Here is a 12,897-nt window from a genome sequence, read left to right as displayed (position 1 = left end):
TTGTCTTGGGGTGTTTACTTGGATTTGCCCTGCGCAAACAGCAGGTCCAGTTTCGATTCGAAGTCGTGGTAGCCGATGCGTTCGTAAAGTTCTTCGCGCGTTTGCATCATGTCTATGACATTGCGTTGATGACCGTCGTGCCGGATGGCGCCGTAAACCGTTTCGGCGGCCTTGTTCATGGCGCGAAAAGCGGACAAGGGATACAGCACCATGCCTACGCCGGCCCCGGCCAATTCCTGGACGCTGAATAAAGGAGTTTGGCCGAATTCGGTAATATTGGCCAGCACCGGTACGCTCAGGGCCTGGCTGAATGTTTGGTAGGTGGCCAGGTCGTACGACGCTTCGGCAAAAATAGCATCGGCCCCGGCGGCAACGCAAGCCTGGGCGCGCTCCAGTGCGGCATCGACGCCATCGACGGCAATGGCATCGGTGCGCGCAATAATGAAGAATTGTGCATCGTAGCGGGCGTCGACGGCCGCCTTGACTCGATCCGCCATTTCCTGGGTAGAGACAATTTCCTTGCCGGGGCGATGGCCGCAGCGCTTGGCGCCGACCTGGTCTTCGATGTGGCAGCCCGCCGCACCGAACTTGATCAGGCTTTTTATGGTGCGGGCAATATTGAAGGCCGACGGCCCGAAGCCCGTGTCGACGTCGACCAGCAAGGGCGTGTCGCAGACGTCGGTGATGCGCCTGACATCGGTAAGCACGTCGTCCAGCGTATTGATGCCGAGGTCGGGCAAGCCTAAAGAGCCTGCGGCAACGCCGCCGCCCGAAACATAAATGGCGCGGAATCCGGCTCGCTTGGCCAACAAGGCGTGATTGGCGTTGATCGCGCCGACTATTTGCAATGGGGTTTCGTCTTTGAGCGCTTGCCGGAACAGGGCGCCGGCAGATATGGGGGTAGTGGATGAGGCTGGCACGTGCGTCTCGCTGTCAGGGATAAAAGAGGTAAGAGATATAAGATATAAGACTCTAAAGCAACATGCATGCCAGCGCGCCGCCGCCGGCTTGGGTTGCGTCGCGCGGTGTCCTCAAGCTCTTGTTTCTACAGCAGAATAATAAGGGCAGGGCGGTGCTGGCCGCCATAACACAATTGCGGTGCCAAATTTGGATGTTTCAATAATGAAATTCAATTTTCAGAAATGAAACAACTGTGGTCCAATGCTTTCATCTCTTGCCAGGTAAGGGCATATCGGCCATGCATGTCAATCATACTTTGCCTACTTCGGTTTCTGTTCCCACCCCGGCCTTGCGCATAGTCGCTGTCGGCTTTCATGGTTTGCGCGCCTTGCTCGAAGAGTTGGCGCCGCAGTACTACGCAACGGCCGATGTGCATATTCTAGATAAAACCTATGGCGATGCGCTAGCCGATATTACAGCCCTGCGCCGGCACCCGGGAGTGGATGCCGTGGTGGCCGCGGGCTCGAACGGCGGTTTTTTGCGCCAGAACCTGGACCTGCCCGTGGTGCTGGTAAAGGTCGGCGGGTTCGACGCCATGCACGCTTTGACGAAAGCATCGCGCCATTCACGCCGCATCGCGCTGGTTACCTACGGCGCGGTAGCGCCTGAAGTCTCGCATTTCAATGAGGTCTTTGGCTTGCAGGTGGTGCTGCGGGCGTACCGGACCGAACAAGACGCCGAAGTTTGCGTCCAAGAGCTCAAATATCTGGGCATCGAGGTGGTGGTTGCGCCGGGCATGGTGGTGGACCTGGCGCGCGCCTATGGCCTGGAGGGCGTGCTGCTGTATTCGCAGGAGTCGGTGCGCGAGGCCATCGAAGACGCCATCGAGGTTGCGCGGATCTCGCGGCTGGAACTGGCCAAGCGCGAGAAGCTGGGCATTATCCTGGGCCAGCTTAAAGATGGCGTGGTCGCCGTCGACCTGGAGGAGCGTATCGAGGTTGTGAACGCCTCGATGGAAAAAATACTGGGGCAGCCGGCGGGGCAACTGATGGGCCAGCGCCTGGCTTCGGTAAGCCCCGAACTCAGCTTGCAGAATACCTTGCGGTCGGGGCAGGCGGAAGTCGAGCAGGTTCAGGAGGTGGGCGGACGCACCTTGGTGACGACCCGCTTGCCGGTCACCGAGCAGGGCCGGTACACGGGTGCCGTGCTGGTCTGCCAGGACCAGGTGATGATTCAGCGGCTGGACCGCAATTTGCGCGCGCGCGCTCAGCCGCGCACGGCGCGGGCCAAGTACCTGCTGTCGGACATCATTGGCCAAAGCGCCTCCATTGCGCAAGCCAAGGCCCGCGCCTTGATTTGTGCGCACAGCCAGTCCACGGTCCTGATAGTGGGCGAAAGCGGCACCGGCAAAGAGTTGCTGGCGCAGGGCATACATAATGCAGGCAGCCGCCGCGGGCAGGCTTTCGTCGCCATCAATTGCGCGGCCTTTCCAGAGGCGCTGCTGGAAAGCGAATTGTTCGGCTATGTCGAAGGCGCGTTCACGGGTTCAAGCCGTGGCGGCAAAACGGGCTTGTTCGAAGCGGCTCACCGCGGCACAGTGTTCCTGGACGAAATCGGCGAAATGCCTTTGTCGTTGCAAACCAGGCTGTTGCGGGTGCTGCAGGAAAAAGAAGTGCTGCGCATAGGCTCGACGGCGCCCATCCCCATCGATGTGCGAGTGGTAGCCGCCACGCATCAGGACTTGGCGGCGCGCATACAGGCCGGCCAGTTCCGCAGCGACCTGTACTACCGCCTGAATGTCTTGTCGATTACCTTGCCGCCTTTGCGCGAGCGGCGCGAAGACCTGCCTTTGCTGGCGGCGCATTTGAAGGAGAAAGTCGCCCGGCGCCTGGGGCATGGCAAAAGCGTGGACGACGGAGTGGTCGATGCCATTGTGGCGGCCTCCCAAGGCTATGCCTGGCCCGGCAACATCCGAGAATTGGAAAACCTGATAGAGCGGCTTGCGGCGTTTCATGGCGCGGCGGGCATGGGTGCCGAGGCCGTTGCGCTTGAGTTGCAGGCTATCGCACCCGAGCTGGCGTTCTGCTGCACAACGCCAGGCAACGATTTATCCAATACGTCATCCAGCGACGATTTGCGCGACAGCCGCGAAGCTGCCGAACTGCAGCGCATACAAGCCGCATTGAAAGAATGCAATGGCGACCGCGCCCGCGCCGCCGAAATCCTGGGCATAAGCCGCAGCACCCTGTGGCGCAAATTGAAGCGCGCCGGAGCACAGGCGTAAAAAATGCCTCGGTAAAGAGGCATTTGGCGTTTCTGGCAAACCCCGGCATAAAGCCAGGGCTTGCTTGGGCTGGGCCGGAGCCGGCTGCGTATTAATTCAGCAGGTCTTTCACGCCGTCGCGTTCTTCCAGCAGTTCGTTCAGGGTGAAGTCCATGCGTTCGCGCGAGAACGCGTCGATTTCCAGGCCTTCGATACGGGTGTATTCGCCGTTGGCGGTGGTGACGGGAACGCCGTAGATGATGCCTTCGGGGATGCCGTAGGAACCGTCGGACGGAATGCCCATGGTGACCCATTTGCCGTTGCTGCCCAGAACCCAGTCATGGATGTGGTCGATGGCGGCATTGGCGGCCGAAGCGGCCGACGACAGGCCGCGCGCTTCGATGATGGCGCCGCCGCGTTTGCCCACGGTGGGGATGAAGACGTCGCGATTCCAGGCGTCGTCATTGATGAGCTTGGGCAGGCTTTGGCCGCCGACGGTGGCGAAGCGGGTGTCGGGGTACATGGTGGGCGAGTGGTTGCCCCATACGATGAGCTTTTCGATGTCGGCGACTTTCTTGCCCGACTTTGCGGCCAGTTGCGACAGCGCGCGGTTGTGGTCCAGGCGCAGCATGGCGGTGAAGTTTTTCGCGGGCAGGTCGGGTGCGGACTTCATGGCGATGTAGGCGTTGGTGTTGGCGGGGTTGCCGACCACCAGCACTTTGACGTTGCGGCTGGCGACGTCGTTAAGCGCCTTGCCCTGGGCGGTGAAGATCTGGGCGTTGACTTGCAGCAGGTCTTTGCGCTCCATGCCGGCGCCGCGGGGGCGGGCGCCGACCAGCAGGGCAATGTCGGCGTCCTTGAAGGCTTCGCGCGGGTCGCTGTGGGCGGTCATGCCGGCCAGCAGGGGGAATGCGCAATCGTCCAATTCCATCATGACGCCTTTCAGCGCTTTCTGTGCTTTTTCGTCGGGGATCTCAAGCAATTGCAGAATGACCGGCTGGTCTTTTCCCAGCATTTCGCCCGAGGCGATACGGAACAGCAGGGCGTAACCAATTTGGCCGGCAGCGCCGGTAACGGCGACACGCATGGCGGGTTTGGACATGAACAATCTCCAGTAAAAATGAATGGTTGGCTGGGCTAGTATTCTGTCAGGTTGATTGGCTTTCAACCGACCGGGCAAGACACTAATAGCCGACAGTTTAAATCGTTTGCAGATTAGAGGAAACCGGATTTGCCGTCAATTGTCTTATATCTTATATAAGACACAAGACTGTTAGACATAAGTTGTAAAGCATGCGAAAATAATGGGCGTTCCACCCTATACTTCAAACTTCAACTTTCGCCCAGGTGCCTTGCTGCCCAGCCATGTCTGATACCCCTTCAAACGATCAAGCTTCGGACTCCGATCGCGCTGCCAGCAGCGCGGCCTACAGCCCGCTGTACCAGCAGATCAAGGGGTTGTTGCTGCAAAGCCTGGACCGCGGCGAATGGAAGCCGGGCGAATCCATACCCAGCGAACTCGAACTCGCTGCGCGATTCCAGGTCAGCCAGGGTACGGTGCGCAAGGCCATAGACGAGCTTGCCGCCGAAAACCTGTTGCTGCGGCGCCAGGGCAAGGGCACGTTCGTCGCCACGCACCAAGAAGCAAAAGTCCGCTTTCGCTTCTTGCGCCTGACCCCCGACGACGGCCAGCCCAAGGTAACAGGCAGCCAGATCCTCGACTGCCGCCGCGTCAAGGCGCCGGTCGATATCGCACGCCTGCTTGATTTGCGCACCGCGGACGCCGTCATCAATTTGCGCCGCCTGCTGTCGTTCGAGCAGGTTCCGACCATACTGGACGACATCTGGCTGCCCGGCTCGGTGTTCCGCGGCCTGACGGTGGATTCCGTTTCCCGCTACCGCGGGCCGTTATATGCTTTGTTCGAATCCGAGTTTGGGATTAGCATGGTGCGAGCAGACGAAAAGATCAAGGCGGTATCGGCGGGTGTCGACCAGGCTGAACTGCTGCAGGTGGCTCCTTCCAGCCCATTGCTACAGGTAGAGCGGGTGTCGTATACCTACGGCGACCGCCCCGTGGAAGTACGTAGGGGATTATATGTGACTGAACGGTTTCATTACAGAAACAGTTTAAATTGATAGAGGTTTTTTCCCCGATTTGATACGTGTCCCCTAAATCGGTGAAAATACCGTAGCGCTTTGCAATAAATTATTTGTTATAACCTTGAGGCCATCATGTCCGATTCAGCTTCCAAGCCGCGTCCGCAGTTTCGCAATATAAGCGTACCGCAGATACTGAGCTACAACCTTCCCCTGGCAGGGAAAACCTCCATCTTGCACCGTGTCAGCGGCGCTTTGCTGTTCCTCTGTCTGCCTCTTGTGATCATTCCGCTGTTCGCGCTTAGCGTGACATCGGCGGAAAGCTACGCATCCATCAGCCAGTGGGCTTCCAATCCGCTTTGCAAAATCGTGCTGCTCGTGCTCGTTTGGGGCTATCTGCACCACTTCTGTGCCGGCATCCGGTACCTGACGCTGGACCTGCATATTGGCAACGACAAAGAAGCCGCTCAAAAAAGCGCCGGCGTCGTCATCGGCATCAGCCTGGCGTTGACCGTGATTTTCGGTCTTAAATTATTCGGGGTCTGGTAATGGCTACTCAAGAACGCATTGGAACAAAGCGCCTGGTCGTAGGCGCCCATTACGGCACGCTCGATTTCATTGTTCAGCGCTGCACCGCGGTCATCATGGCCGTGTACACCGTAGTTCTGTTTTTAGGTTTTGTGTTCTCTTCCGGGATGAACTTCGAAACCTGGCAAAATCTTTTCACTTTCCACCTCGGCGCATTGCCCGTGGGGCAGTTGCTGGCAACGCTGGCATTCCTGTCGCTGGCCTGGCATGCCTGGATCGGGGTTCGCGATATCTGGATGGACTACGTCAAACCGGCCGGCTGGCGCATGTTGCTGCTTGTCCTGACCCTGTTGTGGACGGTCGGTTCGGTCATCTTTTTCGCAAAAATTCTCTGGAGTCTATAAGCCGTGGCTGCTGTCAAAAAAACCTTACCTCGCCGCCAATTCGATGTGGTGGTCGTAGGAGCCGGCGGATCCGGCATGCGTTGCTCCTTGCAACTGGCTCAAGCCGGCTTATCGGTAGCCGTATTGTCCAAAGTATTTCCCACGCGTTCGCACACAGTTGCGGCTCAGGGCGGCGTTAGTGCGTCGCTGGGCAACATGAGCGAAGACAATTGGTATTGGCATATGTACGATACCGTCAAGGGTTCCGACTGGCTCGGCGACCAGGACGCCATCGAATTCATGTGCCGCGAAGCGCCCAATGCTGTCTACGAACTCGAACACTTCGGCATGCCTTTCGACCGCAATGCCGACGGCACCATATACCAGCGTCCTTTCGGCGGCCATACAGCCAATTTCGGCGAAAAGCCCGTACAGCGCGCCTGTGCCGCGGCCGACCGTACCGGTCACGCCATGTTGCACACCCTGTATCAGCGCAACGTCGCCGCGCGCACACAGTTCTTCGTCGAATGGATGGCGCTTGATTTGCTGCGCAACGAAGCGGGCGACGTTCTGGGCGTTACCGCCCTTGAAATGGAAACCGGCGAAATCTACGTGCTTGAAGCCAAGACCACGGTGCTGGCAACCGGCGGCGCGGGCCGCATCTGGGCCGCTTCGACCAATGCTTTCATCAATACCGGCGACGGCCTGGGCATGGCCGCACGTGCCGGCCTGCCGCTGCAGGACCTGGAGTTCTGGCAATTCCACCCCACCGGCGTGGCCGGCGCGGGCGTGCTCATTACCGAAGGCGTGCGCGGCGAAGGCGGCATCCTGCTGAATAAAGACGGCGAGCGCTTCATGGAGCGCTATGCGCCCACGCTCAAAGACTTGGCTCCCCGCGACTTCGTGTCGCGCTCGATGGACCAGGAAATCAAAGAAGGGCGGGGCTGCGGTCCCAACGGCGACCACATCTTGCTGAAGCTGGATCACATCGGCGCCGAGACCATCATGAAGCGGTTGCCGTCGATTCGCGAAATCGCAATCAAGTTCGGCAACGTCGACCCCATCAAAGATCCTATTCCTGTCATTCCAACCATCCATTACCAGATGGGCGGCATTCCCACCGACATCAACGGCCAGGTCATGGACTGGGCCAATGGCCAGAACAAGCCTGTGCATGGCCTGTATGCCGTCGGCGAATGCGCGGCCACTTCGGTGCACGGCGCCAACCGCCTCGGCACCAACTCGCTGCTTGACCTTATCGTCTTCGGGCGCGCCGCCGGCAATCATATCGTTGCTTCCCACCCGGAACGCCAGCACGCTCATCAGGCCATTCCCGAATCGTCGATCGAGCACTCGCTCGACCGCGTCGACAAGCTTGAAACCCGTGCCTCCGGCGAAAACGTCTACGAAGTGCATAACGCCATGCGCGACAGCATGCAGGCGCATTGCGGCGTGTTCCGCACGCTCAAGCTGCTGAACGAAGGCGTTACCCAGATGGAACAGATCGCCGACCGCTGCGACAACGTCTACTTCAAGGACAAGTCCAAGGTCTGGAATACCGCCCGCATCGAGGCGCTTGAGCTTGCCAACATGAAAGAAGTGGCGCTGGCGACAACCAAGTCGGCGGCCAACCGTACCGAAAGCCGCGGCGCGCACGCCCTGGACGATCATCCCGAACGCGATGACGACAACTGGCTGCTCCATACGATGTGGTTCTCCGAAAACCGGCGGCTGGAGTACAAGCCTGTGCAAATGAAGCCGCTGACTGTCGAGAGCTTCCCACCCAAAGCGCGGACCTTCTAAGCAGGAACTGAAATGAGTCAAAAACGTATCGTCAAGTTTGAAATTTATCGCTACGATCCTGACAAGGACGAGCGCCCCTATATGCAGAAGCTCGAAGTCGAGCTGCAGCCTACCGACAAGATGCTGCTTGATGCGCTGATCCGCATCAAGTCCGACGTCGACGACAGCCTGGCGCTGCGCCGCTCGTGCCGCGAAGGCGTGTGCGGCTCCGATGCCATGAACATCAACGGCAAGAACGGCCTGGCCTGCACGACCAACTTGCTCGACGTCAAAGAGCCTATCGTGCTTCGTCCGCTGCCCGGCTTGCCGGTCGTGCGCGACCTGATCGTCGACATGACCGACTTCTTCAATCAGTATCATTCGATCAAGCCTTACCTGATCAACAATCAGCCGCCTCCCGAGAAAGAGCGTTTGCAGACTCCCGAGGCTCGCGACGAGCTTAACGGCTTGTACGAATGTATTTTGTGCGCCTGCTGCTCGACGGCGTGCCCGTCGTTCTGGTGGAACCCGGACAAATTCGTGGGTCCGGCCGGCTTGCTGCAGGCTTACCGCTTCATTGCCGATTCGCGCGACGAAGCCACCGGCGAGCGGCTCGACAACCTGGAAGATCCGTATCGTCTGTTCCGCTGCCACACCATTATGAACTGCACCAGTGTCTGTCCCAAGGGGTTGAATCCTTCGGAAGCCATTGGCAAGATCAAAGAACTTCTGGTTCGTCGCAGTTTCTAACGACAGTATTTTATGAAAAAACTGTCAGAACTCGAGCGTGCGCGTCTACGGTGGCGCGCACGCCGTGGTTTGCTGGAAAACGACTTGGTCATTACAAAATTTCTTGATCGCTTCGAAGACCAGCTCACCGAAACCGATGTATCAGCCTTGTCTCATTTGTTCGACATGGGCGATAACGATTTGCTTGACGTTTTGTTGGGCCGCACTGAGCTTTCAGGAGAATACGACACTCCCGATTTGCGCAAGCTGGTCGCACAAATGCGGGCATTGTAATTTTTGAGGAATAACGTGATGCAACTGTCAGAAAAAAAAGCTACCCTATCATTCTCCGATGGTAGCGCACCAGTCGAATTCCCGGTGTACTCAGGCACGATCGGACCTGAAGTCATCGACATCCGCAAGCTGTACAGCCAGACCGGCATGTTCACGTACGACCCGGGCTTTCTGGCCACAGCGTCGTGCGAATCGGCCATAACTTATATCGACGGCGACAAGGGCCAGCTTCTGTATCGCGGCTACCCTATCGACCAATTGGCCAAAAGCTGCGACTTCATGGACGTCAGCTACCTGATCCTGAACGGCGAATTGCCCAACGCGGCCCAAAAAAGCGAATTCGACTCGCTGGTGACCCATCATTCGCTGGTTCACGAGCAGCTTCATTTCTTCCTGCGCGGTTTCCGCCGCGACGCCCACCCGATGGCCGTGCTTACGGGCCTGGTCGGCGCCTTGTCGGCCTTCTATCACGACTCGACCGACATCACCAACCCGCGCCATCGTGAAATTTCGGCCATCCGCCTGATCGCCAAGATGCCGACGCTGGTCGCCATGGCATACAAGTACTCGCAAGGCCAGCCTTTCATCTATCCGCAAAACGACTTGTCCTACACGGGCAACTTCGTGCGCATGATGTTCGCCACGCCATGCGAGGACTACAAGGTCAACGACGTCGTCGAACGCGCGCTCGACCGTATTTTCATTTTGCACGCAGACCACGAGCAGAACGCATCGACCTCCACCGTGCGTCTGTGCGGTTCGTCGGGCACCAATCCGTTTGCGGCAATCGCGGCCGGTGTGGCTTGCCTTTGGGGCCCCGCGCACGGCGGCGCCAACGAAGCTTGCCTGCAAATGCTGGAAGACCTGCAAGCCAATGGCGGCATTGCCAAAGTGGGCGAGTTCATGGAAAAGGTCAAGGACAAGAACTCGGGCGTGCGCCTGATGGGCTTTGGCCACCGTGTCTACAAGAACTACGATCCGCGCGCCAAGCTGATGCAGGAAACCTGCAAAGAAGTGCTGTCGGCTTTGGGCCTGGAAAACGACCCATTGTTCAAGCTGGCCATGGAGCTCGAGCGCATCGCGCTGGAAGATCCGTATTTCGTCGAACGCAAGCTGTACCCGAACGTGGACTTCTACTCGGGTATCGTGCAACGCGCCATCGGCATCCCCACCTCGCTGTTCACGGCTATTTTCGCCTTGGCCCGCACGGTGGGCTGGATCGCCCAATGGAACGAAATGCTGTCCGATCCGGAATACAAGATCGGCCGTCCTCGCCAGTTGTACACCGGCGCCGTCGTTCGCGATGTGCCGGCTCAACGCTAGGGCGTATCATTGATTGCAGGGCGCCGGCAGATCGCTGGCGGCGTTCCGCAAACATAAAAAAACCACTCCGCGGAGTGGTTTTTTTGTTGGCGACGGCTGCTGGGCTTTTACGCCTTGCGGGCTTCCTGTTGAGCTTCTTGCTGCGCGTCCACGACCGCCAGCGCCGTCATGTTGACGATGCGGCGCACGGTGGCGCTGGTGGTCAGGATGTGCACCGGGCGGGCTGCGCCCAAAAGGACCGGGCCCATGGCCACGCCGTTGCTGCCCGTCATCTTCAGCATGTTGTATGTGATATTGCCGGTATCCAGGTTCGGCATGATCAGCAAGTTGGCCGGGCCTTTCAGGGTGGAGTCGGGGTAGGACTTGAGCCGCACTTTTTCGGACAGGGCCGAGTCGGCATGCATTTCGCCATCGACTTCCAGGTGGGGTGCAAGCTCGCCGATAAGACGGCGGGCTTCGGCCATTTTGCGCGAAGATTCTGTCGAACGGCTGCCGAAGTTGGAATGCGACAACAGCGCCACTTTTGGAACCACCCCGAAGCGATGGATTTCGGCGGCGGCCTGGATGGTCATGTCGGCGATTTCGGCGGCGCTGGGGTTTTCGTTGACGTGGGTGTCGCAGATGAACAGCGTCTGGTCGGGCAGCATGAGCACGTTCATGGCTGCATACGTGCTGACATTGGGCTTGAGGCCGATGACTTCCTGCACGTATTTAAGCTGGTTGTCGAAGCGGCTGGCGACCCCGCACAGCATGGCGTCGGCATCGCCGCGCTGCAGCAGCATGACGCCGATAAGCGAATTGTGCTTGCGTACCATGGCCTTGGCAATTTCGGGCGTTACGCCGTTGCGGCCTTGCAGCTTGTAATAGGCGGACCAGGTTTCGTTGAAGCGCTGATCGTCTTCCGGGTTGACGACCTCGAGGTTGTCACCGATGACCAGGCGCAGGCCGAATTTTTCAATGCGCATCTGGATGACGGCAGGGCGGCCTATAAGAATGGGCTGGGCTATGCCTTCGTCAAGCACTGTTTGCGCCGCGCGCAGTACGCGTTCGTCTTCGCCGTCGGCGTAGATGACGCGCTTGGGTGCGGTCTTGGCCTGCATGAACAGCGGGCGCATGAGCTGGCCGGTGTGGTAGACGATGCTCATGAGGCGCTGGCGATAGGCCTCCATGTCTTCGATGGGGCGCTTGGCAACGCCGGAGTCCATGGCGGCCTGGGCAACGGCCGGCGCAATCCTGATGATCAGGCGCGGATCGAAGGGCTTGGGAATAATATAGTCGGGCCCGAACGATAGCTCTTGGTCGGCGTAGGCGCTGGCGACTTCGTCGTTTTGTTCGGCCTGGGCCAGTTCGGCGATGGCCTTGACGCAGGCCAGCTTCATTTCTTCGTTGATGACGGTTGCGCCCACGTCCATGGCGCCCCGGAAAATGAAGGGGAAGCACAGTACGTTATTGACCTGGTTCGGGTAGTCCGAACGCCCGGTGGCGATGATGCAGTCGGGGCGTGCCGCTTTGGCGATTTCAGGACGGATTTCAGGCTCGGGATTGGCCAGCGCCAGAATAAAAGGCTGGGGCGCCATGGTCTTGAGCATGTCGGCTGTGAGGACGCCCGGAGCCGAACAGCCCAGGAAAACGTCTGCATCGCGGCAGACGTCGGCCAGGGTGCGCGCGTCGGTTTTTTGCGCGTAGGCCGCCTTGGTGGGCTCCATATTGGCCTCGCGGCCTTCCCAGATGACGCCGCGCGAATCGACGACATAAATATTGGAGCGCTGTACGCCCAGGTGCACCAGCAGATTAAGGCAGGCGATGGCCGCGGCGCCCGCGCCCGAACACACCAGCTTGACCTTGTCGATATCTTTGTTCAGCACTTTAAGGCCGTTCAGGATGGCAGCCGCCGAAATAATGGCCGTGCCGTGCTGGTCGTCATGGAAAACCGGAATCTTCATGCGTTCGCGCAGCTTCTTTTCGATGTAGAAGCATTCGGGGGCCTTGATGTCTTCAAGGTTGATGCCGCCCAGCGTGGGCTCGAGCGCCGCAATGATGTCGACCAGCTTGTCGGGGTCGTTCTCGGCAAGCTCGATGTCGAATACGTCGATGCCGGCGAATTTCTTGAACAGGCAGCCTTTGCCTTCCATGACGGGCTTGGCGGCCAGCGGCCCGATATTGCCAAGACCCAGGACGGCCGTGCCGTTGGTGACCACACCCACCAGGTTGGAACGCGACGTGTATTTGGCGGCGGCGTCTTCGCCGCCTTCGTAGATAGCCATGCTGGCTATCGCCACCCCCGGGGAATAGGCCAGGGACAGGTCGTCCTGATTGGCGAGAGTCTTGGTCGGAGTGACCGAGATTTTTCCTGGCACTGGGAAGGCATGATAGTCGAGTGCCAGTTTCGAGAGATCAGCGTTGGCGACCATTGGGTGTAGCTCCTGAGGCGGTTTTTAATGAACGTTGCGATGCATAAGTGTAATCTTTTCCAGACCGGGGCGGGGCGCACGCCTGTCCGCAAAGCCCCTGTTTGCAGTGCTGCGGCGCAATATCGGGACCGCGGCGGAGACTTTGGCGGATGGTCTGTCAGATATAGTCAACGTTTGGCTTGTTTTT

Annotated in this window: 11 protein-coding genes; 8 read left to right on the top strand and 3 right to left on the bottom strand. The window is 59.0% G+C overall.

Going from position 1 to position 12,897, the window contains the following annotated elements:
- Positions 1-14: 14 nt before the first annotated feature.
- On the bottom strand, positions 15-920 hold the full coding sequence (prpB, locus tag DFR37_RS15730; RefSeq protein ID WP_180148067.1) for a methylisocitrate lyase: 906 nt from the start codon (positions 918-920) through the stop codon (positions 15-17).
- A gap of 278 nt (positions 921-1,198) precedes the next feature.
- On the opposite strand from prpB, the gene prpR reads away from it, so the two are divergent.
- Entirely contained in the window at positions 1,199-3,184 is a 1,986-nt protein-coding gene (gene prpR, locus DFR37_RS15725) for a propionate catabolism operon regulatory protein PrpR (RefSeq protein ID WP_113934284.1), read from the top strand.
- A gap of 91 nt (positions 3,185-3,275) precedes the next feature.
- Here the strand turns inward: prpR and DFR37_RS15720 are convergent, their stop codons facing one another.
- Entirely contained in the window at positions 3,276-4,265 is a 990-nt protein-coding gene (locus DFR37_RS15720; RefSeq protein ID WP_113934234.1) for a malate dehydrogenase, read from the bottom strand.
- A gap of 263 nt (positions 4,266-4,528) precedes the next feature.
- Between DFR37_RS15720 and DFR37_RS15715 the strand changes: the two genes are divergently transcribed.
- The 7 genes from DFR37_RS15715 to gltA all read left to right on the top strand — a co-directional run bounded on the left by DFR37_RS15715 (position 4,529) and on the right by gltA (position 10,299).
- The gene (locus DFR37_RS15715; protein ID WP_113934233.1) at positions 4,529-5,299 is read left to right on the top strand and encodes a GntR family transcriptional regulator; all 771 of its coding nucleotides are present in this window, start codon (positions 4,529-4,531) and stop codon (positions 5,297-5,299) included.
- A gap of 96 nt (positions 5,300-5,395) precedes the next feature.
- The gene (gene sdhC / locus DFR37_RS15710; protein WP_113934232.1) at positions 5,396-5,809 is read left to right on the top strand and encodes a succinate dehydrogenase, cytochrome b556 subunit; all 414 of its coding nucleotides are present in this window, start codon (positions 5,396-5,398) and stop codon (positions 5,807-5,809) included.
- Entirely contained in the window at positions 5,809-6,192 is a 384-nt protein-coding gene (gene sdhD / locus DFR37_RS15705) for a succinate dehydrogenase, hydrophobic membrane anchor protein (RefSeq protein WP_113934231.1), read from the top strand. The genes sdhC and sdhD overlap by 1 nt, the downstream gene beginning before the upstream one ends.
- Positions 6,193-6,195: 3 nt before the next feature.
- A complete protein-coding gene (sdhA, locus tag DFR37_RS15700; RefSeq protein ID WP_113934230.1) occupies positions 6,196-7,974 on the top strand; it encodes a succinate dehydrogenase flavoprotein subunit in 1,779 nt (592 codons plus the stop codon).
- 12 nt (positions 7,975-7,986) lie between these two features.
- Positions 7,987-8,703, top strand: a complete 717-nt coding sequence (locus tag DFR37_RS15695) for a succinate dehydrogenase iron-sulfur subunit (RefSeq protein ID WP_113934229.1) — start codon at positions 7,987-7,989, stop codon at positions 8,701-8,703.
- A 12-nt stretch (positions 8,704-8,715) separates the two neighbouring features.
- On the top strand, positions 8,716-8,976 hold the full coding sequence (locus DFR37_RS15690) for an FAD assembly factor SdhE (RefSeq protein ID WP_113934228.1): 261 nt from the start codon (positions 8,716-8,718) through the stop codon (positions 8,974-8,976).
- Positions 8,977-8,994: 18 nt separating this feature from the next.
- The gene (gltA, locus tag DFR37_RS15685) at positions 8,995-10,299 is read left to right on the top strand and encodes a citrate synthase (RefSeq protein ID WP_113934227.1); all 1,305 of its coding nucleotides are present in this window, start codon (positions 8,995-8,997) and stop codon (positions 10,297-10,299) included.
- Between the two features lie 107 nt (positions 10,300-10,406).
- On the opposite strand, the gene DFR37_RS15680 is transcribed toward gltA, so the two are convergent.
- Positions 10,407-12,710: an NADP-dependent malic enzyme gene (locus DFR37_RS15680; RefSeq protein WP_113934226.1), complete on the bottom strand. Its 2,304-nt coding sequence runs from the start codon at positions 12,708-12,710 to the stop codon at positions 10,407-10,409.
- Between the last annotated feature and the right edge of the window lie 187 nt (positions 12,711-12,897).

Origin of the sequence: Eoetvoesiella caeni (assembly GCF_003315175.1) — a bacterium.
Taxonomy (GTDB): domain Bacteria; phylum Pseudomonadota; class Gammaproteobacteria; order Burkholderiales; family Burkholderiaceae_B; genus Eoetvoesia; species Eoetvoesia caeni.
Note: the sequence above shows the minus strand (reverse complement) of the source record. Positions and strands in the feature narration are given on the sequence as shown.